The sequence below is a fragment of the Actinotalea subterranea genome, from assembly GCF_008364845.1.
Classification (GTDB): Bacteria; Actinomycetota; Actinomycetes; order Actinomycetales; family Cellulomonadaceae; genus Actinotalea; species Actinotalea subterranea.
In genome coordinates, this window is sequence record NZ_VTTP01000002.1 from 578,805 (window position 1) to 604,553 (window position 25,749).

Sequence of the window (25,749 nt, forward strand, 5' to 3'; positions counted from 1 at the left end):
CTGCCCGACGTCGACCGCCCCCTCCCGCCCGCCCCACGGTGCCCGCCGAGCCCGAGCCCGAGCCCGAGCCCGAGCCCGAGCCCGAGCCCGAGGCCGGTCGCGTGGCACGATCGCGGCATGAGCCACGAGACCAGCCGCCCGCAGCCGCCGGCCCAGGAAGATGCCGGGGCGCCGCCCGCACCCCGGCCCGACACGCGCCGGTCCGTCGAGATCGACCGGCTCGAGACGGGCGTGTACCTCGCCCGCAACGAGCGTGGGGGCGAGCTGCGGCTCGGGAGCGACGACGGCGACAGCTTCACGCCCGTCGAGCTGCTGCTCGTCGCGATCGCCGGCTGCACCGCGGTCGACGTCGACACGGTCACGGCGCGCCGCGCGGAGCCCACGCGGTTCACCGTCCGCGCCGAGGCGGACAAGGTGCGCGAGGCGGACGGCTCGATCCTGCGGGACATCGCCGTGACGTTCACCCTCCGGTTCGACGACGGTCCGCAGGGCGACGCGGCCCGGGCGATCCTGCCTCGCGCCGTGCAGGTCTCGCACGACCGCACGTGCACGGTGTCGCGAACGGTCGAGGGCGGGGTCGGCGTCGAGGTCCGTCTCGCGTAGGCGGCGTGCCCGCGCGAGCCGCGAGGTCGGCGAGCGGGACGTGGACCGGGAAAAGGGGTGTGCCCGACCAGGCCAGGGAGAGGACCATGGCTCGGTGACGACGTCCACCCCCCACCCCGCCTCTGACCGCCTCGAGCACCACGACGACGGCGGTGACGACGGCGCCGGCGGCGACGGCACGACCTCGCCGCAGCCGGACGGCGTCGAGGCGCGTCCGGGCTGGCGTCGGGACACGACGATCTTCCTCACGGGTCAGACGGTCTCGCTCTTCGGCTCCTCGCTCGTGCAGTACGCGATCATGTGGCACCTCACCCTCGAGACGAAGTCCGGCTCCGTCATGGCGCTCGCGGCGGTGTTCGGGTTCTTGCCGCAGGCGGTCGTCTCGGTGTTCGGCGGGGTGTGGGCCGACAGGCTCGACCGCAAGCGGCTGATCATCGGCGCGGACGCCGTCATCGCCCTCGTGACCCTGGCGCTCGCGCTCCTCATGCTCGCCGGCTCAGACGACCTGTGGCTCATCTACGGCGCGCTCGCGATCCGCTCGACCGGGGCGGGCATCCAGATGCCCGCCGTCAGCGCGCTCCTCCCGCAGATCGTCCCGACCGACCGGCTCATGCGGGTCAACGGGATCAACGCGACCATCCAGTCGGCGATGATGCTGGTCGCGCCGGCAGCTGCTGCCGCGGTGTACGCGAGCGCCACGATCGTCGCGGTCTTCTTCGTCGACGTGGTCACCGCGGTCATCGGCATCGCCATGATGCTCCTGCTCTCGGTGCCGCGGATCGTGCGCGAGCACACGGGGGACGGCGAGCGCCCCGGCTACCTCGACGACCTCGTCGGCGGCATCCGCTACGCCGCGACGCACACGTTCGTCCGGTGGGTCCTCGCGCTCTACGCCGTCGTCTTCGTGCTCGTCGTCGCGCCCTCGTACCTCACGCCCCTCATGGTCGTGCGCACGTTCGGCGACGAGGTGTGGAAGCTCACCGCCAACGAGATCTCGTTCAGCGTGGGCATGCTGCTGGGCGGCGCGCTCCTGGCGGCCTGGGGCGGTCTGCGCAACCGGGTCGCGATGATCGTCGGCTCCGCGGCGCTCTTCGGCGCCCTCTCCGTCGGGCTCGGCCTGTCGACGAACCTGTGGGTCTTCTTCGGCTTCATGTTCGTGCTCGGTCTCGCGGTGCCGTTCTTCTCGACGACGTCGATGACAGTGCTCCAGGAGACCGTGGAGCCGCAGATGCAGGGGCGCGTGTTCGGGTTCGTCGGCATCGTCATGGCGGTGGCGATGCCGCTCGGCATGGTCGCCTTCGGCCCGCTCGCCGACCGTTTCACGGTCGAGTCCCTGCTGGTGGTCTCAGGGGTCCTCATGTTCGCCGTCGTCGCGGTCGCGCTCGCGACGCCGTCGGGCCGCCGCGCGCTCACGACGGCGCACGGCCCGGCCGGGGGCTGACCCGGCCGAGCGCGCCTCCTGCTCAGCCCACGCGGATGAAGACCGGGTTCGACTGGTAGATCTCACGGATCTGGACGGTGCCGCCCGGCTGGGGCGAGTCGACCTGGAGGTTGCCCCCCGCGTAGATCGCGACGTGCCCGGGCGACCACACGAGGTCGCCCGGCAGCGCCTGGTCCGCGGGGACCTCGGTGCCCGCGTAGCGCTGGTCCGCCGACGTGCGGGGGAGCGTGATCCCTGCCTGGGCGAACACGTACGAGGTGAAGCCCGAGCAGTCGAACCCGTCCGGCGTGGTGCCGCCCCAGAGGTACGGGACACCCACGTAGCGCGAGGCGATCTCGACGATCGCGTTGCCGTCGGCGCTCGCGGGGGCCGCCGCGCCGATCGGTGCGCGCGCGGCGCTGCGCGACGACGAGGAGGGCGCGGGCGCGGGCGCGGGCGGCGGCGGGGGCGGGTCGGCGACGACCGTGATCGCGGGGACGTCGAACGCCCAGGTCGCCTCGGTCGGCACCGACACCACGGGAGAGACCGCCAACGCGTCACGCGCCGATGCGGCGAGGGCCGCCGTGTCCACGGTGGGCAGGGACGGGTGCTCCCCGGGCGCCGCGGACGCGGGCACGGCCAGCATCGACACGACGAGCCCCGAGGCGCCCGCGGCGACGGCCGTGCGCCGGCCGAGCGAGCCGAGCCCGTCGGTCGCCGCTGTGACGGCGTCGCTCAACGGGGTGCGGGCCGCACGGGGGGCGCGGTGACGTGGGGGAGCAGAACCTGCGGGCATGGCAACCTCTCCGGTCGCCTACGAGGTGAGCTGTCGGGTTCGGGCGGGAGTGCGCCCGGCCGGACGAGTCCGGCTTCACCCCGAGGACTCCTGGCGCTCTTCGGCGCCCGGTGCCCGTGGTCGTGGTTCCCCCGCTCCTGCCAGCGAGCTCTGCACGGACCCACGGCGGTGACAGGACTCGGCGTCCGCCTCGGGCCGCCCCAGGGGTACCGGGGCGGGCACATGGTAGGCAGACGGGAGCGGGAATGTCACGAACAGGTCACGACGTCTGCTCGTGGGACGCGTCGCGCGCCACCCCCGTGCCGGGACGGCGACCCGGTAGCCTCGGGCCATGTCCCCGGAGGAGCCCGGGTGGCCGGGCTGGGCGCCGGTGCGGGGGACGGCTGCGCGCCTGGCGACGGTGCCCCGTCGTCTCGAGCGGCTCGAGCCGCTCACGTGCCTCGCGCTGGCCGGCCACGGCCTCGCCGTCCAGCTCGTCGCCGCGGACCGGACCGCACCGCTCACGTGGGTGGTGCTCGGGCTCATCGCGGCGCTCGGCCTGGCCGGGATGCTCGGCGTCGGCGGCCAGGCGGGCGTGACGGCCCGGGTCGCCGCACTCGTCGTCTCCGGAGCCGTTCTGATGGCCCGGGGTCAGGACGGCAGCGGCTACTACCTCCTGTGGTCGTTCGTGGTCGTGGCCGTGTACCCGCTCGTGCTGACCCGGGCCGTGAGCCGGGTCGTCGTCCCCGGTGTGCCGCTCGCCTACCTCATGCTCGTCCCGCTCGACGCCGCGGACGGCCCGCTGCCCATCGCCCTGCTCAGGGCCGTGTGCCTGCTGCTGATCGGCGGCGTCGTGCACCTGGCCGCGACCTCGTACCGCGAGGCGGTCGCCGACCGCGACGCGGCCCTCGGGCTCCTCGACACCTTCGTCGACTCGACACCCGTCGGGCTCGGCTACTGGGACACCGGGCTGCGCTACCGGCGCCTCAACGCGGCGCTCGCCGAGCTGGGCGGCGTCGCCGTCGACGAGCACCTCGGCAGGGTCGTCGACGACCTCGCGGGCCTGTCCCCGGCGGTCGCGCTCAACGTCCGGCGGGTGCTCGCGCACGGCGTCGCGATCGAGGGCGTCGACCTCGTCGCGGGTGAACGCGTGTGGTCCACGAGCTTCTTCCCGGTCCGCGTCGGCGGCCGCCTCCTGGGCGTGGGCGGCGTCGCCGTCGAGGTGACCGAGCAGCGCGAGGCGACGCGGGCGCTGGCGCACTCCGCGATGCACGACGCGCTCACGGGCCTGCCCAACCGGGTCCTGTTCGCGGACCGCCTCGAGGTCGCCCTCGCGCAGGCCGTCCGCGCGGGCGAGACCGTCGCGGTGCTGTTCTGCGACGTCGACCGGTTCAAGCTCGTCAACGACTCGCTCGGCCATGCCGCGGGGGACGACGTCCTGCGTGAGGCGGCGCTGCGCCTCGCGGGCGTGGTCCGCACGGGTGACACGGTCGCGCGCCTGGGTGGCGACGAGTTCGGCGTGCTGTGCGTCGTGACCGGGGCCGAGGAGGCTCGCGCCCTCGGCGAGCGGCTGTGCGCGGTCGTGCGGCAGCCCATGCGGGTCGCCGGTCGCCTCGTGACCTCGACGGTCTCCGTCGGCGTGCGGGTCCAGTCGCACCGGTACGACGACGCCTCGGGCCTGCTGCGGGACGCCGACGTCGCGATGTACCAGGCGAAGGAGGGCGGGCGCGACCAGGTCGCCGTCTTCGACGCGCACGCCCGTTCAGGTGCACGCAGACGCCTCGAGCTCCACGGCGCGCTGCGGCGAGCCGTCGAGGCGGGGGAGATCGGTGTCGCGTACCAGCCCGTCCTGTCCCTGGCGCGCCTGACGCCGGCACCGGGACCGCACGCCCGGGGCGCGGAGGTGTCGGCCGGCCCGTCGGACGACGGGACGGCGCTCATGGGTGGTGCAGGCGCCGTGGACGGTTTCGAGGCGCTCGCGCGGTGGGCCCCACGGGGCCACGGACCCGTCTCGCCCGACGTGTTCATCGCCATCGCGGAGGACCTCGGACTCATCCACGCGCTCGGCGAGCAGGTGCTGCGCACCGCGTGCGCCGCGACACGTGAGTGGCGCCGGGAGACGGGCGCGCCGCTGTCGGTCGCCGTCAACCTCTCCGCCCGGCAGCTCGCCGACGCCGGCTGCGTGGACCTCGTGGCCCGCGCGCTCGCCGACGCAGACCTGCCCGCGCAGGCCCTGCAGCTGGAGATCACGGAGAGCGTCCTGATGCTCGACGTCGCGCACAGCGTGGTGCGCCTGCGTGAGCTGCGCGAGCTCGGCGTCAGCCTCGCCATCGACGACTTCGGCACCGGGTACAGCTCGCTCGCGTACCTGCGCGACCTGCCCGTCGACGTGCTGAAGATCGACCGGTCGTTCACGAGCCGCCTGCCCGAGGACGCGGCGCTCTTCGGGTTCGTGGTCGACCTCGCGCGGGCCATCGGTGCGACGACGGTCGCCGAGGGCATCGAGACCGCCGAGATCCTCGGGCACGTGGCGCGCGCAGGTTGCGACCGCGGCCAGGGCTTCTATCTGGCGCGGCCGATGACCGCCGACGCGGCGGCAGGCTACCTCGCCGAGGTGCCCGCCGCCCATCCGTGACGCGGGTGCCGCGGATGGCACGTGACGTGCACGTGACGTGCACGGACGGCCGCGAACGGGCGCGCACGGACGGGTGAGATCCCCGGCGCGCCCGCTGTGATGCGCTTAGGGTGGGCGGGCGAGAGGCAGGGTGGTCCGGTGAGCAGACGGCCGACGGTGTACGACGTGGCACAGGCCGCAGGGGTGTCGATCGCGACGGTGTCGTTCGCGTTCCGGCAGCCTGAGCGCGTCCGGGCCAGCACCCGTGAGGCGGTCCTCGAGGCGGCCCGACGCCTGAACTACGTGCCGAGCGCGAGCGCGCGCGGCCTCGCGGACGGTCGCACGGGAGCCCTGGGCCTGTACTCGTTCGACATGCTCCTCGAGGTCGTGGGCGCGGGTGGCACCCGTCGGGTGCGCGAGGACCCGGGCGCGTTCTTCGAGGACGACGTGCTCGAGCGTGCGTTCGCCGACGACGCCGACGCCGAGGACTTCCGTGCGTTCCCGCTCTACGTCGACGAGGTCCAGCGCGGCGTCGAGCTCGAGTGCGCGCGCAGGGGCCGCGCGCTCCTGATCGGGAAGGGGCCCGGCGGCGACGGTGCGGGGGTCATCGACATCGCGAGCAGGGTCGACGGCCTCGCCGTGTTCCCCGGCGACCGCTCGGCGGAGATCCTCGACCACCTGTCGCACCGGCTGCCGGTCGTCGCGTTCGCCATGCCGTTCGGCGAGGGCGCGCTGCACCACGTGCGGGTGGACAACCGGGCGGGCGTGCGGGCGCTCGTCGAGCACCTCGTGCAGGTGCACGGGCTGCGGGACCTCGCCTTCGTCGGGGCGACCGAGATCACCGACTACGCGGAGCGCTTCGAGGGCTTCCGGGATGCGCTCGGCGACCTGGGTCTGACCGTCCCTGAGGCCGTGCTGGACCCCACGGCGCTGACGGACGAGGACCCGTACCCGGTGGTCCGCGAGCTCGTCGAGCGCGGGGGCCTCCCCCCTGCCCTCGTGTGCGCGAGCGACCAGCACGCGCTCGCGCTCCTGGACGTGCTGGCCGCGGCCGGCGTCGACGTGCCGGGTGACGTGGTCGTCACGGGGTTCGACGGCGTGGCCGCGGGCCGGATCGCGACGCCGTCGCTCACGACGGTGCGCCAGCCGATGGAGGCGATGGGCCGGCTCGCCGTCGACATCCTCATGGCGTCGTTGGCCGATCCCGGCGCGCCGCCGGTGGACCGGACGCTGCCCGTCCGTGCCGTCTTCCGCCGCAGCTGCGGCTGCCCGCAGGCCTGACGGCACGCTCGCGTCGGGCCGTGGGTCCGTCGGGCCGGCCCGAGCGCCTGCACGGGCCGGCGCCGGCGCCGAGCCGGCTCGAGCCTTCGTGTTGCGCGGAAGCGTCTATGCGCTTAAGGTCGCCTCATTGCGGACGTTAAGCGCATAGATGCGCGCGCAGGGTGGCGGCGTCGCGGTACTCAACGAGGAGGACAGCTCACATGAACAGAACGGTGCGCGGGACCGTCGGGGTGGTGGCGCTCGTCACGCTCGGGCTGACGGGGTGCGGACGCGGCGACGCGGCCGACGGTGGGTCGGACGAGGCCGAGGCCGTCGCCGAGGGCGAGGCGAGCGGCTCCATCGAGGTCTGGGCGATGGGCACCGAGGGGGAGAAGCTCGGCGACTTCGCGGAGGCCTTCACGCAGGAGAACCCCGACGTCGAGGTCAACGTGACAGCGATCCCGTGGGACGCGGCGCACGACAAGATCGCGACGGCGATCGCGGGCGGCCAGACGCCCGACGTGTCGATGATCGGCACCACGTGGATGGGCGAGTTCGCCGCGACCGGCGCGCTCGACCCCACGCCCGACCTCATCGACTCCGCAAGCTTCTTCCCGGGCGCGTGGGAGACCACCGACGTCGGCGGCACCAACTACGGCATCCCCTGGTACGTCGAGACACGCGTCCTGTACTACCGCAGCGACCTCGTTCCCCAGGCGCCCACGGACTGGGCCGGGCTCACCGCGATGGCCCAGCAGGCGCAGGCCGGCGGCGCCGAGTGGGGCGTCAACCTCCAGCCCGGCCAGACCGGTGCCTGGCAGACCTTCATGCCGTTCGCCTGGCAGGCCGGCGCCGAGCTGGTCAACGAGGACAGCACCGAGTTCACGCTCGACTCGCCCGAGCTGGTCGAGGCGCTCACCTACTACCAGTCGGTCTTCACCGACGGGCTCGCCCCCACCGACCTCCCGCAGGGTTCGCTCGAGCCCGACTTCATGGCCGGCGACATCGCGTCGTTCGTCTCGGGCCCGTGGCACGTCGGGATCCTCGAGGAGCTCGACGCCGCGGGCATGGCTGACGTCGCCCTCGCACCGCTCCCGGCGGGCGAGAAGCAGGCGTCGTTCATCGGCGGTGCCAACCTCGCCGTGTTCAAGGACTCCGAGAACCGCGACGCCGCCTGGAAGTTCGTCGAGTGGCTGAGCCGCCCCGAGGTCCAGGTCGAGTGGTACGGCGCCGTCACGGACCTCCCGTCGGTCGCCAGCGCCTGGGAGGACCCCGCCATCGCGGACGACCCGTACCTCACGGTGTTCGGCGAGCAGCTCGAGACCGCCGTCGCGCCGCCGTCGATCCCCACGTGGGAAGAGGTCGCGAGCGTCATCGACACCGAGCTCGAGCGGCTCTGCAAGTCCGGCGCCGACCCCCAGGAGGTCGCGACAGCCATCCAGGAGCAGGCGGCCGCGATCGGCACCGGTCTCTGAGATGTCCACCGACACCGAGGCCCGACCCGGCGCGCAGGCGCCGGGTCGGGCGGGGACGCTGCGCAAGCACCCGCCGCTCTACCGCCGCCGCACGCGCGCAGCATGGGGCTTCGCGCTGCCGTTCGTCATCCTCTTCGTGACCTTCACGGCGGGGCCGGTGCTCATGTCGCTCGCCATGGCCGTGACGGACATCCGCAGCCGGGACCTGCGCAACCCGTTCGCCGTCGAGTTCATCGGGCTCGACAACTTCGTGGCGGTGCTCCAGGACCCGATGTTCCGCAAGGCCGCCGGCAACACCGCGTACTTCGTGCTCGTCGGCGTGCCGCTGACCCTCGCCGTCTCGCTCGGCATCGCGGTGCTGCTCAACGCCGGGATCACGCGCCTCAAGACGTTCTTCCGCGTCGGCTACTACATGCCGGTGGTCACGAGCATCGTCGCCGTCGCCGTCGTGTGGCGGTTCCTGCTCCACCCCGAGCAGGGCCTCATCAACGAGGTGCTCGGCTGGGTCGGCATCGAGGGCCCCAACTGGCTCGCGAGCACCACCTGGGCGATGCCCTCGATGATCGCGATGGCCACGTGGCGGTCCATGGGCACGCTCATCATCATCTTCCTGGCGGGCCTCCAGGGCGTGCCGACCGCGCTGCACGAGGCGGCCGCGCTCGACGGTGCCGGCGCCTGGCAGCGGTTCCGGCACATCACGGTGCCGACCATGCGCCCGACCCTCCTCTTCGGTGCGGTGATCACCGGCATCGGCTACGTCCAGTTCTTCGAGGAGCCGTTCGTCATGACCCAGGGCGGGCCCCTCAACAGCACGCTCTCCGTCGCGTTCCACACGTACAACCAGTTCGGGTTCGGCAACTACGGGTACGCGGCGGCGATGAGCTACGTGCTCTTCCTCGCCGTCGTGCTCCTCACGCTCGTCCAGTTCCGCCTCCTCGGTGAGCGGGACACCCCACGGCGTCGTCGCCGCAAGGCCGTCCCCGTCGCGAACAAGGAGGTCGGCCGATGAGCGCCGCGACCGATCGCAGACCGTCGCCCGTCGAGCCGTCCCCGGGCTCACCGGTCCTCCGGCGCACCCGTGAGCGCCCCATCGGCACGGCCCGGCCCAACGCCGTCGCCTACGCCGTGCTCGGCCTCGGCCTCGTCGTGGTCATGAGCCCGTTCCTGTGGATGGCCCTGAGCTCGATCAAGAGCGAGGGCGAGATCCGCCGCGTGCCCCCGACGTGGTGGCCGGAGGCGCCGACGCTCGACAACTTCCGCGAGCTGTTCGAGCGGCTCGACTTCCCGCAGTTCTTCACGAACTCCGCGCTCGTCGCGACGGCCGTGACCCTCGGGAACCTGCTGTTCTGCTCGATGCTCGGGTACGTCCTGGCCAAGTCCGACTTCGCGGGCAAGAAGCTCCTGTTCCGGGTCGTGCTGGGCACGCTGATGATCCCCGGCATGGTCACGCTCGTCCCGCTGTTCGTCCTCGTCGCCAACATGGGCCTCGTCAACACCTACGGCGGCCTGATCCTGCCGTTCCTCGCGGCGCCCTTCGGCGTCTTCCTCATGCGGCAGTTCTTCCTCGGGATCCCCGACGAGCTCATCGACGCGGCGCGCGTGGACGGCGCGAGCGAGGCGAGGATCTTCGTGCAGATCGTCATGCCGCTGGCCAAGCCCGCGCTCGCGACGCTCGCGATCCTCACGTTCCTGGGCTCGTGGAACAACTTCCTGTGGCCCCTCGTCGTCGCGACCACCGAGGACAAGTACACGCTGCCCGTCGCGCTCGCCCTGTACAGCACGGGCCAGAACCAGACCGACTACGGCCTCCTCCTCGCGGGTGCCGTCGTGGTCGTGGTCCCTGTCCTCGTGGTCTTCCTGCTGCTGCAGCGGTACTTCGTCCAGGGCGTCGCCATGACGGGGATCAAGTGACCGCCGCGCCCTGGGAGATCGTGTCCGACGGCGGGCTGCGCGCACTCGTCGCCGACGGCGGGGGACCGGCGTCGCTCGGCACCGCCGACCTCGAGCTCGTGCAGCACGCCGCCTCGGCGTTCGAGGCCGGGCTGCTGCAGATCTGGGTCCGTGACCGGGGGGCACGCACGACGACGGCGCTGCTCGGGGCGGGCTCGGCCGCTCACGTCGCCACGGCGGACGACGTCCTGACGCTGACCGGGCGCGTCGCCGGCCACGGCGGCACCGAGGGCCTCGGCTGGCAGGCGACCCTCGCGCTCGACCCGGCGACGACCGCCTGGGCCTGGCACGTCGAGGTCGAGAACCTCGGGCAGGGCGTCCGTGAGGTCGACCTCGTCCACACGCACGACGTGGCGCTCGCCGCACCGGGGGCGCTGCGCAGCAACGAGCTCTACGTGAGCCAGTACCTGGACGTCACACCCGTGCACGGCGAGCCCTTCGGGACCGCGCTCGCCGTCCGGCAGAACCTGCCGCAGGGTGGGCGCAGCCCGTGGTGCGTCCTGGCCGCGAGCCGGGCGGTCGTCGGCTGGGGGACCGACGCGCTCGACCTGCACGGCCGCACCGCACGCGTGCCCGCGGGGGGTCCGCTGGGCATCCCGTGGGACCTGCCCTCCCGGAGGCTCCAGCACGAGCACACCCTCGTGGCGCTCCAGGTCGCCCCGGCGGTCCTCGAACCTGGTGACCGCCTGCGCGTCTCGTTCGTGGGGCTGCTGCTGGCGCACCACCCGGGCGCGACCGGCCCGGACGACCTGGCCCACGTGGAGGCGGCGCTCGCGAGCGGCCGCCGCAGCGCCCCCTGGTCCGGCGGACCCGTGGGCGAGGACGGGCCGCGCGCCGCGGGTCCTGCGACGGACGCCGTAGCGCCGGCGCACGCCCGACCGGCTCGCCCGGCCCCCGCCGTGCCCGCGGGGACCACGCCCGCGCCGACCGGCCTGTACGAGCCCGGACGAGAGCTCGCCGCGCTCCCGCTCGACGAGGACCGCCTGCACGCGGAGTGGCCAGGGCCGTGGCGCGTCGTCGAGCGCGGCGGTGACGGCGCCGTCCACTCGTTCTTCACCGCCGGGGCCGAGCACGTCGTGACGCAGGCCAAGGAGCTCGCGGTGCTGCGGCCGCACGGCACGATCCTGCGCACCGGCGCGACCGCCGAGCCCGACCCGGCGTCGCTGACGGTCACCGCGTGGATGACCGGGTCGCCGCTGTCCTACCTGACGCGCGGGCACGCCACGACCGGCCGCGTCCTGACGACCGTGCGCGGCTACCTCAACCTGCACCGCGCGTACGGCCTGCGGCTGTTCGTCGAGGTCGGCGGACGCTGGCGGCTCCTCGACACACCCTCGGTGTTCGCGACGACGCCCGAGGGGGCGCGCTGGCTCTACGCGTTCGCCGATGCCGATGCCGATGCCGATGCCGAGCGCCCGGTGGGCGTCGTCGAGGTCACGACCGTCGCCCCGCCCGAGGAGCACCGCGTCGCGCTCACCGCCAGGGTGCTCGACGGTCCGCCGCGGCGGATCCTCGCCGCGCTGCACCTCGCGCTGCCCGGGGAGCCGCTGCCACCCGCAGCCGGGGCGTCGGGCATCGACGTCACCGTCCGGGGCGGCGACGGTGATGCCGCCGGACGCAGGATCGTGGTGAGCGGCGTGGGCCCGGACCGGGACGCCGCGCTGCACGTCGACACCGCCGGGCCGGTCACGGTCGGCGACGACGCCGTCCTGTTCGACGACGGGCGTGCACGCGTCCCCGGCGTCGTCACCCTGGTGACACCGCGCGTGCCGGCCGTCGGGTCACCGACGCCCACGGCGCTCGACCTGCGGGTGAGCGTCGCCCGGACCGAGGCCCCCGAGCACCCGCGTGCGTCGGCGCCCGAGCAGCAGCCGGACGCGGCCGACGCCCCGGCGTCGGTGGGCACGTGGTGGACCGACGTGACCCCCGTGCGTGTGGAGCACCCGTCAGCCGACGTCGAGGCGCTCGACGCCGCGCTCCCGTGGCTCGTGCGCGACGCGCTCGTGCACTTCCTCGCGCCCCGCGGCCTCGAGCAGTACACGGGCGGTGCCTGGGGCACGCGCGACGTGACGCAGGGGCCGCTCGAGCTGCTGCTCGCGCTCGACCGGCTCGACGACGCGCGGGCCCTCGTCCTGCGGGTCTTCGCGGCCCAGAACCCCGACGGGTCCTGGCCGCAGGCCTTCGGGTTCCTGCCCGGGGACGAGCACTTCCGCCACGAGCCGCCGCACGGCGACGTCGTGCACTGGCCCGTGCTCGCCCTCGGCCGGTACCTGCAGGCGTCGGGCGACCACGGCGTGCTGGACGAGGTCGTGCCCTGGTACGCGGCGCCGGGCCGCGACGCGCCCGCGCAGGCGCCGGTGCAGGCCCACGTCGACCGCGCGCTGGCGCTCGCCCGCGCCGGGTACCTGCCCGGCACCCACCTCGTCGCGTACGGCCACGGCGACTGGAACGACTCGCTTCAGCCTGCCGACCCCGCGATGGCCCGCACGATGGCCAGCGCGTGGACCGCGACGCTGCACCACGACGCGCTCCGCGCGCTCGCGGACGGCCTCGACCCCGAGCGGGGCGACGAGCTCGAGCCCGGCGCGGCGGCCCGGGTGGCCACGCTCGGCGGTGACGCGGCCACGCTCCGTGCGGACACGACCGCGCTCCGCGCCGGAGCGACCGCGCTCCGCGCCGGAGCGACCGCGCTCCGCGCGGAGGCCGACGCCGTCGCGGCCGACCTGCGCCGGCACCTGCTGGTCGACGGCGAGCTCGCCGGGTACGCGCTGCTCCAGCCGCCCGCCGGCTCAGCGGACGGCCGCGCGCACGTCGGCGGTCTGCTCGTGCACCCGCGTGACACCGAGAGCGGCCTGAGCCACGGGGCGCTCCAGATGATCCACGCCCTGGGCGGCGACCTCTTCACGCCCGACGAGGCCGCGCACCACGTGGCGCTCGTCCGCGAACACCTCATGGGCGTCGACGGCGTGCGCCTGTTCGACCGCCCACCGGGCTACCACGGCGGCGAGATGCGCCACTTCCAGCGCGCGGAGACCGCGACGTTCGTGGGCCGCGAGATCGGGCTCATGTACGTCCACGCCCACCTGCGGTGGTGCGAGGCGATGGCCCGCTGGGGAGACGCCGAGGCCCTGTGGGCGGGGCTCCGCCAGGTGCTGCCCACGACGTCGGCCGGGGTGCCCGGTGCGCGCCCGCGCCAGTCGAGCACGTACAGCTCGAGCTCGGACGCGGCGTGCCTGGACCGCGCCGACTTCGCCGCCCGGTACGCCGACGTGCTCTGCGGCGCGACAGGCCTCGAGGGCGGGTGGCGCATCTACTCCTCCGGGCCGGGGGTGCTGCTCCGCGTCCTGACGCAGTCCCTGCTCGGCGTGCGACGCCGCGCCGGGCACGTGGAGATCGACCCCGTGCTGCCCGCCGCGCTCGACGGGCTGCGTGCGGCGGTGCCGCTCGGCGACGGCCTCCTGCGCCTGCACGTCAGCGTCGGTCCGCAGGGCGCGGGCCCCGACGCCGTGGTCCTCGCCGGTCGGGAGCTCCCGACGACCCGCACACCCAACCCCTACCGACGCGGCGGGCTGCTGGTCCGCCTGGCCGACCTTGCGGGCGCGCTGCGCCCGGGTGGCCCCGAGCTGGAGGTCCGCCTGCCATGACCCGACCCTGGACCGACGCCGCCCGGCCGGTGGAGGACCGCGTGCGCGACCTCCTCGCGGCGATGACCCTCGAGGAGAAGGTCGGCCAGCTCGCGCAGGTGGCGAACCCCGAGCCGGAGCGGGACGCCGCCGCGCTCGCCGCGGGCGCATTCGGGACGTGCATCGTGGCGAGCGGCGAGCACGCGGGCAACGTGCGCGACGCGGGGACGCAGGCCGCCGCGGTCAACGCCCTCCAGCGCGCCGCCGTCGAGGGCTCGCGGCTGGGCATCCCGCTCCTCGTCGCGCGCGACGTCATCCACGGGCACCGCACCGTGTTCCCGATCCCGCTCGGCCAGGCCGCCTCGTTCGACCCCGAGCTCGTGCGGGAGTGCGCCCGCGCCGCGGCGCGTGAGGCGAGCGCCGACGGCGTCCGGTGGACGTTCGCGCCGATGCTCGACGTGTCCATGGACCCGCGGTGGGGGCGCGTCGCCGAGAGCTGGGGCGAGGACCCGTGGCTCTCCGCGGTGCTCGGCGCCGCGGCCGTCGAGGGGTTCCAGGGCGGGCCCGGCGGATCGGCCCTCGCCGACGCGGAGTCCCTCGCCGCGTGCGCCAAGCACTACGTCGGCTACGGCCTCGCGCAGGGCGGGCGGGACTACGCGGAGGTCGACGTCGGTCCCGTGACGCTCCACAACCGCCACCTGCGTCCCTTCCGTGCGGCGGTCGACGCGGGGGTCGCGACGGTCATGAGCGCCTTCCACACTCTGGACGGCCTGCCGATGACCGCGCACCGCCCGCTCGTGCGCGAGCACCTCAAGGGCGACCTGGGCTTCGCGGGGCCGGTCGTGAGCGACTGGGACGCCGTCGGCGAGCTCGTGCTCCACGGGGTCGCCGCGGACCGGCGGGACGCCGCGGCGCTCGCCCTGGGGGCCGGCGTCGACATCGACATGGTCACGGGTGCCTACGGGACGCACCTCGCAGAGCTCGTACGGGACGGACTCCTCGACCCGGCCCTCGTCGAGGACGCCGCCCGCCGCGTGCTCACGCTCAAGATGCGGCTCGGTCTCTTCGAGGCCCCGTACACGGACCCGGGACGCGCTGCCGCGGTCCAGCTCACGGCCGGTCACCGGGCGCTCGCGCGCCGGGCTGCGGCGTCGGCCGTCGTGGTGCTGCGCAACGAGGGGGCGCTGCCGCTCGACGCACCCGACCTCGGGCACGTCCACGTCACCGGACCGTTCGCGTCCGCGCGGGCCGAGCTGCTCGGCACCTGGACCCTGGACGGTCGGGCGGAGGACGTCGTGACGATCGCCGACGCCGTGCGCGAGCGCCTGGGCGGCGGCCCTGGCGGCCCTGGTGGCGCCACGGGCACCACGGTGACGGTCGACGACGCCCGGTTCCTCGACGAGACCCTGATCCAGGCGAGGGCCGCCGACGTCGTGGTCGCGTGCGTGGGGGAGCACCCGATGCGCTCGGGCGAGGCCAACTCGGTCACGTCCCTCGAGCTCCCGCCGGGGCAGACGGAGCTCCTCGAGGCGCTGGCCCGCGTGAGCCGCCGGCTCGTGGTGGTCGTCCTGACCGGGCGCCCGCTGGCGCTCGAACGCCTCGCGCACCTGGGGGACGCCGTCGTGCTCGCGTTCCACCCGGGGACCGAGGGCGGCCACGGGATCGTGGACGTGCTCACGGGCGACGTGCCGGCGAGCGGGCGGCTCCCGGTGAGCCTCCCCTGGACGACCGGCCAGGTCCCGCTGCACCACGACCACCTGCCCACGGGGCGTCCGCTGGACCCGGACGGACCGGCGGGCCGGTACCGCGACCACCGTGACACGCCGCAGCACCCGTTCGGCTTCGGCCTGGGCCACGGCGAGGTCACGTACGGCCCGCCGTCGCTCTCCGCCACGACTCTCGGCCCCGGCCAGGACGTCGAGGTCACGGCGACGGTCACGAATGCGGGCAGCCTGCCCGTCGTCGAGCGCGTCCAGCTGTACGTGCGCGTCCGGCTCGGCCGCGTGTCGCGTCCCGTGAGCGAGCTCGCCGGCGTACGGACGGTCGAGCTCGAGCCCGGTGCGTCTGCCGCGGTCACGTTCACGCTCGGGTACGCCGACCTCGGGTACCGGGACGCGCGGGGCGTGCTCGAGTGCGTGCCCGGCCCGGTCGACGTCCGCATCGCCCCCCACGCCGGGGCGGGCGCCGCGGTACGCCTCGAGCTCCTCGACGGCGACGCACCCGGTCCGTCCACGGGCACACGCCCGGCCGTGAGCGCCGGCACCGGCGCACGAGGGGGTGACGCCTGACCTCAGACCGGGTTCGACCGACGACGTTCGACGAAGGGACAGACGAGATGGGACAGCACCGCAAGCAACGCACGGTGGCAGCACTGGCGGTGGCCGCCACCACGGCCGGCGCCCTGGCGCTCACCGGTCCGGCAGCGGCCGGCACGCCCACGGCGGGCGGCGGGGTCGCCGACGCGACCGCGACCGGGCGCGGAGGTGGGCACGGGCAGGACCGCGTCCTGCGCGGCTACGCGGCGGACACGTGGGCCTCGTTCGTGGCCATGACCGACCCGGTCACGGGCCTGCCGGCGGACAACATCGAGGGTGACCTGGACCCGGCCACGCGCAGCGGCTACACGTCGCCGACCAACATCGGCGCCTATCTGTGGAGCACCGTCGTCGCGCGCGACCTCGGCCTCATCACGCGGCACGAGGCCCGCGAGCGGCTCACGACGACGCTCACGAGCGTCGCCGCGCTCGAGCGTCACGAGGACTCGGGCATGTTCTACAACTGGTACGACGAGGCGACCGGGGAGAAGCTCCGCGCGTGGCCGGGGACCGGTGACGTTGTCTACCCGTTCCTGTCGAGCGTCGACAACGCGTGGCTCGCGACCGCCCTCGTCCTCGTCAGCAACGCGGAGCCCCGGCTCCGGGCCCGGGCCGAGGCGGTCCGCTCGACCATGGACTTCGGCTTCTACTACGACCCGACGGTGCGCCAGCTGCGCGGCGGCTTCTGGGACGAGCCGCCGGCCGACCCGGCGGCGGTGCTCGACAACTACCGGGACCGTGGCCCGGACGTCTGGTACACCGGCCACCACTACGGGACGCTCAACACGGAGCCGCGCATGGCGAGCTACCTGGGCATCGCGTGGGGCCAGATCCCGCCCGAGCACTACTTCGCGATGTACCGGACGTTCCCGGACGCGTGCGACTGGAGCTGGCCCGAGCAGCGCCCCGTCGGTGAGTGGACCGAGCACCTCGGCGTGCAGGTGTTCGAGGGCGCCTACCGCTACCGCGACATGCAGATCGTGCCCACGTGGGGCGGCAGCATGTTCGAGGCGCTCATGGTCGACCTCTTCGTTCCCGAGGCGCAGTGGGGGCCGACGAGCTGGGGCGTCAACCACCCGCTGACGGTCCGCGCCCACATCGAGCACGGCATGGACGAGGCGGGCTACGGCTACTGGGGCTTCTCGCCCGCGAGCGACCCCGCGGGCGGCTACCGCGAGTACGGCGTCGACCCCATCGGGATGGAGCCGAACGGCTACACCTCGGACCAGGAGCGCACGACCGTCGACCCGGGGTGGGACGACCCGGCGTGCGCGCGCCCGGCGAGCGAGCCCGCGGCCTACGGTGACGGCGTCGTGACGCCTCACGCGTCGTTCCTCGCGCTGCCGTACGCGAAGGACGCGGCGCTCGACAACCTCGCGCGGATGCGCACCGAGCTGGGCGCGTACGGGCCCGGTGGGTTCTACGACTCCGTGGCGGTGCGCAGCGGCACGGTCGCCGAGCGGTACCTCTCGCTCGACCAGGGGATGATCATGGCCGCGCTCGGCAACGAGCTGCGCCACGACGCCGTGCAGCGCTACGTCACGCGCGGCGCCGTCGAGCGTGAGATCCGGCCGCTCCTGGGGATCGAGACGTTCAGCGCCGGAGGCTGACCGCTGACGGTACGACCGGACGGGCCGGGCACCGCGACGTGCGGCGCCCGGCCCGTCCCGCTTGCGCCCGCACCGGCCCCACGGGCGCCCGCCCGCGTGCGCACGTGGGCCCGGGCCACGCGGCTGCGTACGGTGGAAGCACGACGACGAAGGGAACCGGAACCGCATGCCTGCCCTGACCCACCACCTCGCCCTCGACCGCGTCGGGCCGGTGAGGCGGACCGCGCACGGCCTCGAGGCCGAGCTGGGCGCCGAGCGTCTGCGCGTCGACGTGGTGCGCCCCGACGTCGTGCGCGTCGCCGTGAGCAGGGGCGGGCGGTTCGAGGACGTCCCCACCCATGCGGTGTGCGTCGACCCGCTCGCGCTCGACGTGCCGTTCGAGCTCGAGGAGGCGGACGGCGTCGTGCGCCTGCGCACCGCCCAGGTGGTCGTGTCGGTGCACCTCGAGCCCTTCCGGCTCGACGTCCACCGGGGCGACGGCTCCCGCGTCGCGGAGACCTTCCAGGACGGCGACGGCCGGTGGTGGCCGTACGCGACCCTCAACGACGCGTTCGTGGTCCGCCGCCGGTGCGGCCTCCAGGACGCCATCTACGGGCTGGGGGAGAAGACCGGGCGGCAGAACCGACGCGGTCGCGACTTCACGCTGTGGAACACCGACGTCCTCGACCCCGACGCGTCGGGGGAGTTCGCGGCCCTGGCCGGCGAGGACGACCCTCGCGCGGACAACCGGAGCACCGAGTTCGACCCGTACTACGTCTCGATCCCGTTCTTCTACCACCAGGACCACGCAAGCGGGGCGATGTCCGCGTCGTTCCTGGACAACGGGTACCGCTCGCACTACGACTTCACGCCCGACGACGAGTACGTGATCCGGGCGGACGGCGGGCAGTACGTGGAGTACCTGTTCGCGGGCCCGACGATGGCGGGCATCCTCGAGGCCTACACGTGGCTGACGGGCCGCACCGGTCTGCCCCCGCTGTGGGCGCTCGGCTACCACCAGAGCAGGTGGGCGCGCTACACGCAGGCCGACGTCGAGGCCCTCGGGGCGCGCCACCGCAGCGAGCGGATCCCGTGCGACGCCCTGTGGCTCGACATCGACTACATGGACGGGTACCGCGTGTTCACGTGGGACCCCGAGCGCTACCCGGACCCCGCCGGCATGCTCGCCCGGCTCGCCGACCAGGGGCTCCGTGTCATCACCATCATCGACCCGGGGATCAAGCGGGAGCCGGGGTACCGGGTGTACGACCAGGCGGTCGAGCGCGACGTGCTGTGCCGCACCGAGGGCGGGGACACCTACGTCGGGCAGGTGTGGCCGGGGATCACGGCGTTCCCCGACTTCGCGACGCCCGAGGCCCGCGAGTGGTGGGGCGAGCTCAACGCGGCGCACGTCGCCACGGGGCTGGCGGGCATCTGGAACGACATGAACGAGCCGGCGACGGGCGTCATCGACGCCCGGGGGATGCGCTTCGGGCGCGGTGCGCTCTCGCACGAGCGCCTGCACAACCAGTACGGGCTGCTCATGGCGATGGCGACCACGCAGGGGCTCCTCGCCGCGCGGCCCGACCTGCGGCCCTTCGTGCTCACGCGGGCGGGGTTCGCGGGCATCCAGCGCTACGCGGCGAGCTGGATGGGCGACAACATGTCGCGCTGGGACCACCTGTGGATGAGCATCCCCATGGCGACGGGCTTCGGCGTCTCGGGCCAGTCGTTCGTGGGTGCCGACGTGGGCGGGTTCATGGGGCACTCGAACGCCGAGCTGTTCCTGCGCTGGCTCCAGCTCGGCGTCCTGACGCCGTTCTGCCGCAACCACTCCTCGATGGGCAACGTGGACCAGTACGCCTGGGCGTTCGGGGCCACGGTCCGCGACCTCGCGCGCGCCGCGATCGAGCTGCGCTACCGGCTGATGCCCTACCTGTACGCGGCGTTCGTCCAGGCCTCGGAGACCGGGATGCCCGTCCAGCGCCCCCTCGTGCTCGACCACCAGGACGACCCCCTGGTCCGGGACGTCGACGACGAGTACCTGCTGGGCCCCGACCTCCTGGTGGCGCCCGTGGTCGCCGCAGGGATGACGGCCCGCCAGGTCTACCTGCCCGCGGGGCGCTGGTACGACTGGTACACCGGCGAGACGCACGCGGGTGGGTCGTTCGTTCTCGTGCCGACGCCCATGGACCGGATCCCTCTCTTCGCACGCGGCGGCGCGGTCGTGCCGATGTGGCCCGTCGCGCCGCCGTCGACGGCGGGGTACCGGCCCTCGGTCGTCGACCTCCACCTCTTCGTGCCCGACGACGGGACGTCCCGCACCGCCCTGCTCCAGGAGGACGACGGCCTCACGTCCGCCGCGCTCGACGGGGCACGCGTGCGCACGACGTTCACCGTCGAGCGGTCGGGCGCCCTGGTGCGGCTGCGGGCCGACGTGGAGGGCGACGGCTTCCCCGAGTGGGCGCGGGACGCGTACCGGCTCGTGGTGCAGGGCGCCGCGCCGCGCGTCGTGCACCTCGACGGCGACGCGGTCGAGCCGACGGACGGCGCCTTCGTGCTGCCCGTCGGGGCACGAGCCTTCACGGTCGAGCTCTGCGTGTGACGGCGCGGGCTGTGCAGTCCTGCGCCGCGCCGCCGGCCGTCGGCTAGCCTCCACCGGTGCGCATCCTCCTGACCGGCTCGAACGGGTTCATCGGCGCGCGGATCGCCGCCGACGCCAAGGCGCGGGGCTGGGAGGTCGTCGGGCTCGGACGTTCCGCGGCGCCGGCGCGTCCCGCGGGGTCCGCGGGGCCCGACGCCTACGTGCGGCACGACCTCGGCGAGCGTCTCCCGGACGGCGCGGTGCCGGGGCCCGTCGACGCGGTGGTGCACTGCGCGGCCCTGGCCTCGCCGTGGGCGCCACCGTCGGCGTTCGTGCGGGCCAACGTCGAGGGCACCAGGACGGTCCTGCGGTGGGCCGCGGACCACGGCGCGCCCCCCGTGGTCTACGTGTCCAGCTCGAGCGTCCTCTACCGGGACGAGCACCAGCTCGGTCTCACGGAGGACTCACCCGTCCCGCCCGACGACGAGCAGATCAACGTGTACTCCCGCACCAAGCGGATCGGTGAGCGCATGGTCGCCCGGTACCCGGGCCCGTGGTCGGTCGTCCGGCCCCGTGCCGTGTTCGGCGCGGGCGACACGGTGCTGCTGCCCCGCATCGTCCGCGCGGCGCGGCGTGGGGTCCTGCCCGTCCTCGAGAGCGCCGACGGGCCGCGCATCGTGTGCGACCTCACCGAGGTCGACACGGTCGCGCACTACGTGACGCAGGCGCTCGAGCGTCGGGTGCAGGGCGTGTACAACGTGACCAACGCGGACCCCGTCGAGCTCTACCCGTTCCTGCTGACCCTCCTGAGCCGGCTCGGGGTGCGGCCCACGGTCCGGCGCGTGCCCCCGGCCGTCGCCCTCGCCCTCGCCGGTGCCGCGGAGCGGGTCTCGGCCGTCGCGCTCGGGTACGCCGAGCCGCCCGTGACGCGCTTCGGCGTGTCGGTCCTCGCACGGTCCAAGACGTTCGACGTCACGCGTGCCCTGCGTGACCTCGGCGAACCCGCGGTGAGCCTCGACGAGGGCGTGGAGCGCCTGGTTGCCACGCATGGCTGAGGCGGCGCTCGTGCTCGCCGGCGTGCTGGCCGTGCTGACCGCCGCGCGCGTGGGCCTCGCCGCCGCCGCGCTCCGGCGCGGGCCCGTCGTGCGCAGGCCCGGTGGGGCGCCGGGCGCGGCTGGCACCGGGCGCGCTGCGGCCGCCGCTGCCGGCCAGGGGCCGTCAGATGGTGCGGCCCCGGTGACCGTCCTGGTCGCGGTCCGCTCGGGGGACCCGCTCATGCCCGCGATGCTGCGCGAGAACGTCGCGAGCATCGGGCGGACGCCACACGCACGCCTCGTGCTCCTGGTCGACGAGGACGACGCCCCCGGGCGGGACGCGGCAGCGCAGGCGCTGGCGGTCGCGCCGGACCTCGTGACCGTGGTGCCGTGCGCCCCGCCCGAGCCGGGCCGCAACCCGAAGGTCGTCAAGCTCGTGGTGGGGCTCGAGCGGGCCGACGCGCTCGTCGCGGTCCTCGACGACGACACCGTGCTGCCCGACGGTGCCCTGGGGGTCGCTCGGGACGCGCTCGCCGCGGGCCACCTCGTCACCGGGCTGCCCGTGTACCGGGAGCAGGGCTCGCTCTGGTCGCGCCTCGTCGCGGCCTTCGTCAACGGCAGCGCCCTCGTGACGTACCTGCCGCTCGCGCGCGTGGCACCGCCCGTCACCGTCAACGGGATGTTCGTCCTCACGCGTCGGGACGTCCTCGAGGGCCTGGGCGGCTTCGCGGCGATCAGCGGTGAGGTCTGCGACGACTACGCGCTCGCGCGCCTCTACCGCGATGCCGGCCTGACCCTGGTGCAGACGACCGTGACGCACCCGCTGGCGACGACCGTGCCCGGTCCGCGCGCGTACGCCCGCATCCTGCGCCGCTGGATGGTGTTCAGCCAGGAGGTGCTGCGTCGCGACCTCACGCCCGCCATGGTCGCGCTCGTCGTCCTGCCTGCCGTCCTTCCCCTGCTCGCCCTCGCGCTCGCCGTCGCCTCGGGCCGACCGGCCGTCGTCGCGGCCGTCGTCGCCGTGCTCGTCTCGAAGGTGCTTGCCGTCGCGGCGCTGCGACGGCGCGTCCCGGGCGCACCACGGGGCGCGCTCGGCGTCGTCCTCGAGCTCGTGGCCGACCTCCTGACGCCGGTGCACGCCGTGGGCGCGCTCGTCGGGCCGCGCCGGGTCGCCTGGCGGGACCGGCAGATCCGCACCGGACCGGCGGGTCCCGTCATGGCCGGGGACGCGCCGTGACCCGCTGGTTCGCCGGCTACGACGTCGCCGACCACCTCACCGCGTCGTCCGTGCCCTCCACCCTGGCGGGCGGGGCCGGCACCGCCGGCGAAGAGGTGCCGTCCGGCCGGTGCGGCGCGCGTGCGGCGTGGCTCACGGGGCAGAGCTCCTGGCGCCACAGCCGGCTCTCGCCCGCGCAGGAGGACGTGCTCGCGGACCTCGCCGGGCTCGGGTACGTCCCCGTCCCCGGTGGCTTCCCGTACAACCGTGCGGCGATGCGCCTGCCGTACCGGCCCGAGCCGGTGCTCGCGGCCTCGGTGCGCAACACCGCCCAGTACGTCGCGGCGCGGACGAGCGCGCGCTTCGCCGACGACGTGGTGCGGCACCTCCAGCCGCTGGTCGACGCGACCGAGCACCACCTGCTCCTCCTGTGCGGCAGCACGGGTGCCCAGCTCCTGGCCACCGCGGCCCCGCGGCTGCGCGTGCGCGCCGGCCTGACGGTCACCGCCGTCGCGCTCGGTCCGGTGGGCGCACGCCCCGAGGCGGCTCCCGGGCTCCAGGTGCGCGTGCTCCAGGGTGACCGCGACCTCGTGAGCCGCTGGGGCTACCGGGGGACGCCTGACCTCGTCGTCCCCGGGCGCCACCTCGGCTACGCGACCTCGGCCCAGGTGCGCGCCGAGGTCCTGCGTGTCGCACGGGAGGTGCTCGCGTGAGCGGCCCCCGCCTGCTGCTCGTCGCGCCGCCGTTCAGCGGGCACCTGAACCCGTTGATCGGCCTCGCGACGGGTCTGCGCGCCCGGGGCATGGAACCCCGCTTCGCGACCGGTGCGGCCAAGGTGGACCTCCTGCGCGGGCTCGGCTTCGCCGTGGAGCCGCTCCTCGCGGACGACCCCGGTGCGCTCGAGCGGATCTCCGACACCCCCGGCCCGGTCCGCAGCAACCCCGTCCTCCTCCTGCGGCAGCTGTCGGCGAACCTCGCGCTCCTGCCGACCGTGCGCCGCGAGCTCGACGTGCTCGTGGACCGCGACCGTCCCGACGCGGTCCTGGCGGACTTCACGGCGCCCGTCGCGGGCCTCGTCGCGCTCGACCGCGGCATCCCGTGGCTCACGACCATGCCGACGCCGTTCGCGCTCGAGACCCGGACGGGCACGCCCTCGTACTGCGGCGGCTGGGGGCCGGCGCGGCACGCCGGGCACCGGGTGCGTGACGCGGCGGGCCGGGCGGCGACCCGGGCGACCAAACGGACGATGCAGCGCGTCCTCGCGTCGCGCTTCGCCGCCGCCGGGACGGGCGTGTACCGGGCCGACGGCTCGGAGGCCGCCTACTCGCCGCAGTCGATCCTCGGCCTCGGCATGCGCGAGCTCGAGCTCCCGCGCGACTGGCCCGACCAGCTCGAGCTCGTCGGCCCCGTGACGGCGACGCCGGAGCCGTGGCCCGAGCCACCCGTCCTGCCGCCGGGGCCGCTCGTGCTCGTGACCATGGGCACCCACCTGCCGTGGGTCAAGCGCGACCTGGTCGAGCGCGTCCGGGTGCTTGCGGACTCCTTCCGTGGACACCGGTTCGTCGTGAGCCTCGGCGACGCGTCACGTGCGGCGCCGCACCCGGTCGCGCAGGACGGGGACGTGCACGTCTACAGCCACCTGCCGTACGACGACGTGCTGCCGCGGTGCGCCGCCGTCGTGCACCACGGCGGGGCCGGGATCACCTACAGCGCCGTCCGCGCGGGCGTCCCGGCGCTCGTGTGCCCGCAGGACTACGACCAGTTCGACTTCGCGGCGCGTGTCGTGGCGGCCGGAGCGGGCGCCTCGGTGCGGCGGCTCGACTCGCCCGCCGCGGTGCGGGCGATGCGTGCCCTGCTCGACGCCGACCGCGGGCCGCTCGAGCGGCTCTCGCGCGCGGCCGCGACCTACGACCCGGTCGGCGCCACCGAGCGCGCGGTCCTGAGGCTCATCGCGCGTCGGTGAGGCCCACCGCCGGGCCGCCGGGCACGGACGGGTCCCGACGCACCCGGCGCAGCTTCTCGGTCGGGCCGAGCGGCGTGAAGTCGGCCCGCTCGACCGCGGGCTCGACGAGCCCCGCGCGTCGGACGGTGGCCCGCAGCGCGCTCGCGGCGCCGTCGTGCGCGGCCGGTGGCGTCACCGCGACGGTCACCGTTGCCGCACCCGTCTGCACGACGCGGAAGTCACGGACGCCCGGTGCGCCAAGGACGGCGCCCCGCACGAAGTCCGCGAACAGCGGTCCCCGGGTGCCCGGACGTTCCGCGGATGCGAGCCACAGGACGTCGTCCGCCCGGCCTGCGACCTCGTCCACGACGAGCGTGGGTGAGCCGCAGCCGCAGGCGTCGTCGGCCGCGAGCAGCACGTCGTCGAGCCGCAGCCGCAGCACGGCCTGGCTCGTCCGCACCAGGTCGGTGATGACGGGTGTGAACCGCCGGCCCGTCCGGTCGAGCGGGATCCGCTCGACCTTCACGAGGTCCTCGTTCAGGTGCAGCGCCCCGAGCCGGCAGCTGATCCCCAGGAACCCCTCGGTGGCCTGGTAGATCTGGTCCACCCGGCACCCGAGGCCGGCCTCGATCTCCCGCTCGTCGTGCGGGTCGAGGACCTCCGCGACGGACAGCACCCGCCCGGGGCTGATCGTCGAGCGGCCCTGCACCTTGGCCTGCGCGACGAGCCGGAGGATCGAGGGCGGGGCGGCGAGCACCGTCGGTCGGAAGTCCTCGAGCGCGGTCAGCTGCGCCTCGACCGGCAGTGCGAGGTCCACGAACCGGAAGCTGACCCGCCGCGTCCCGACGGACTCGTACAGGGGCCCGCCGGCGCGGAGCACGAGGGCGACGCGCGTGCCGGTGACGAGGCCGTCAGGGAGGGCCTTCGCGAGCACCTCGCCCGCCCAGCGGGCGCGCTCGCGCGGCGTCGTCAGGAAGACGCTCTGGCGGCCCGAGGTCCCGGACGACAGGCCGATCGACACCCCGCCGAGCGATGCGGTGAAGTCGCGTTCCCGTTCCGCGGTGCGGGCGGCGGCGAGGCACGCGTCGAGCGTCAGCCCGTGTTCGTTGAGGTCGGCGAACCGCTCCACGACGGTCGCCTTGTCGATCACGGGCAGGTCGGTCAGGCGGGTCGGGGCGAGCCCGCGGTAGTACGGGTAGCGGCGGGGCGCGGTGGCGAGCACCCGACGCAGCCGTGCGTCCTGCCACGCCTGGAGAGCCGCACGGTCGGCGAACCGCCGTCGCCGCGCACGCGCGTACGCCACGCCCACCTGGAGCTGCGTGAGGCCGGGCGGGCTCATCGGCGCGAGC

17 protein-coding genes and 1 riboswitch are annotated in these 25,749 nt (G+C 74.8%); of the genes, 15 read left to right on the forward strand and 2 right to left on the reverse strand.

What is annotated here, in order from left to right; all coding sequences use genetic code 11:
- Positions 1 to 117: 117 nt before the first annotated feature.
- Positions 118 to 603, forward strand: coding sequence for an OsmC family protein (locus tag FZ988_RS05625; RefSeq protein ID WP_149202992.1), 486 nt, complete (start codon positions 118 to 120; stop codon positions 601 to 603).
- 94 nt (positions 604 to 697) lie between these two features.
- Entirely contained in the window at positions 698 to 2,044 is a 1,347-nt protein-coding gene (locus FZ988_RS05630; protein WP_149202993.1) for an MFS transporter, read from the forward strand.
- A gap of 22 nt (positions 2,045 to 2,066) precedes the next feature.
- On the opposite strand, the gene FZ988_RS05635 is transcribed toward FZ988_RS05630, so the two are convergent.
- Positions 2,067 to 2,762: a C40 family peptidase gene (locus tag FZ988_RS05635; protein WP_342781152.1), complete on the reverse strand. Its 696-nt coding sequence runs from the start codon at positions 2,760 to 2,762 to the stop codon at positions 2,067 to 2,069.
- A gap of 58 nt (positions 2,763 to 2,820) precedes the next feature.
- Positions 2,821 to 2,997: riboswitch (cyclic di-AMP (ydaO/yuaA leader) on the reverse strand.
- 153 nt (positions 2,998 to 3,150) lie between these two features.
- Between FZ988_RS05635 and FZ988_RS05640 the strand changes: the two genes are divergently transcribed.
- The 13 genes from FZ988_RS05640 (at position 3,151) to FZ988_RS05695 (ending at position 24,421) form a co-directional block, all read left to right on the forward strand.
- Positions 3,151 to 5,433 carry a putative bifunctional diguanylate cyclase/phosphodiesterase gene (locus FZ988_RS05640; RefSeq protein ID WP_149202995.1) on the forward strand — a complete coding sequence of 761 codons (2,283 nt, stop codon included), beginning with the start codon at positions 3,151 to 3,153 and terminating at the stop codon, positions 5,431 to 5,433.
- Positions 5,434 to 5,571: 138 nt separating this feature from the next.
- Positions 5,572 to 6,693, forward strand: coding sequence for a LacI family DNA-binding transcriptional regulator (locus tag FZ988_RS05645; protein ID WP_149202996.1), 1,122 nt, complete (start codon positions 5,572 to 5,574; stop codon positions 6,691 to 6,693).
- Between the two features lie 200 nt (positions 6,694 to 6,893).
- Positions 6,894 to 8,147 (forward strand): sugar ABC transporter substrate-binding protein, encoded by a 1,254-nt coding sequence (locus tag FZ988_RS05650; RefSeq protein ID WP_149202997.1) that lies wholly within the window; start codon positions 6,894 to 6,896, stop codon positions 8,145 to 8,147.
- A gap of 1 nt (position 8,148) precedes the next feature.
- On the forward strand, positions 8,149 to 9,156 hold the full coding sequence (locus FZ988_RS05655) for a carbohydrate ABC transporter permease (RefSeq protein WP_149202998.1): 1,008 nt from the start codon (positions 8,149 to 8,151) through the stop codon (positions 9,154 to 9,156).
- Positions 9,153 to 10,058 (forward strand): carbohydrate ABC transporter permease, encoded by a 906-nt coding sequence (locus FZ988_RS05660; RefSeq protein ID WP_149202999.1) that lies wholly within the window; start codon positions 9,153 to 9,155, stop codon positions 10,056 to 10,058. The genes FZ988_RS05655 and FZ988_RS05660 overlap by 4 nt, the downstream gene beginning before the upstream one ends.
- Positions 10,055 to 13,741: a hypothetical protein gene (locus tag FZ988_RS18445; RefSeq protein WP_188078977.1), complete on the forward strand. Its 3,687-nt coding sequence runs from the start codon at positions 10,055 to 10,057 to the stop codon at positions 13,739 to 13,741. Before FZ988_RS05660 ends, FZ988_RS18445 begins: the two co-directional genes overlap by 4 nt.
- Positions 13,738 to 16,008 (forward strand): glycoside hydrolase family 3 N-terminal domain-containing protein, encoded by a 2,271-nt coding sequence (locus FZ988_RS05665; protein ID WP_149203000.1) that lies wholly within the window; start codon positions 13,738 to 13,740, stop codon positions 16,006 to 16,008. Before FZ988_RS18445 ends, FZ988_RS05665 begins: the two co-directional genes overlap by 4 nt.
- A 74-nt stretch (positions 16,009 to 16,082) precedes the next feature.
- Entirely contained in the window at positions 16,083 to 17,645 is a 1,563-nt protein-coding gene (locus FZ988_RS05670; protein WP_246169235.1) for a glucoamylase family protein, read from the forward strand.
- Positions 17,646 to 17,811: 166 nt separating this feature from the next.
- Positions 17,812 to 20,229 (forward strand): glycoside hydrolase family 31 protein, encoded by a 2,418-nt coding sequence (locus FZ988_RS05675; protein ID WP_149203002.1) that lies wholly within the window; start codon positions 17,812 to 17,814, stop codon positions 20,227 to 20,229.
- 56 nt (positions 20,230 to 20,285) lie between these two features.
- Positions 20,286 to 21,263 carry an NAD-dependent epimerase/dehydratase family protein gene (locus FZ988_RS05680; RefSeq protein WP_149203003.1) on the forward strand — a complete coding sequence of 326 codons (978 nt, stop codon included), beginning with the start codon at positions 20,286 to 20,288 and terminating at the stop codon, positions 21,261 to 21,263.
- The gene (locus FZ988_RS05685) at positions 21,256 to 22,479 is read left to right on the forward strand and encodes a glycosyltransferase (RefSeq protein WP_149203004.1); all 1,224 of its coding nucleotides are present in this window, start codon (positions 21,256 to 21,258) and stop codon (positions 22,477 to 22,479) included. The genes FZ988_RS05680 and FZ988_RS05685 overlap by 8 nt, the downstream gene beginning before the upstream one ends.
- Positions 22,476 to 23,171 carry a hypothetical protein gene (locus FZ988_RS05690; RefSeq protein ID WP_149203005.1) on the forward strand — a complete coding sequence of 232 codons (696 nt, stop codon included), beginning with the start codon at positions 22,476 to 22,478 and terminating at the stop codon, positions 23,169 to 23,171. Before FZ988_RS05685 ends, FZ988_RS05690 begins: the two co-directional genes overlap by 4 nt.
- Positions 23,168 to 24,421, forward strand: a complete 1,254-nt coding sequence (locus tag FZ988_RS05695) for a glycosyltransferase (protein ID WP_149203006.1) — start codon at positions 23,168 to 23,170, stop codon at positions 24,419 to 24,421. Before FZ988_RS05690 ends, FZ988_RS05695 begins: the two co-directional genes overlap by 4 nt.
- Here the strand turns inward: FZ988_RS05695 and FZ988_RS05700 are convergent.
- The gene (locus FZ988_RS05700) at positions 24,405 to 25,739 is read right to left on the reverse strand and encodes a F390 synthetase-related protein (protein WP_149203007.1); all 1,335 of its coding nucleotides are present in this window, start codon (positions 25,737 to 25,739) and stop codon (positions 24,405 to 24,407) included. The two genes, FZ988_RS05695 and FZ988_RS05700, sit on opposite strands and share 17 nt — an antisense overlap.
- Positions 25,740 to 25,749: the final 10 nt, after the last annotated feature.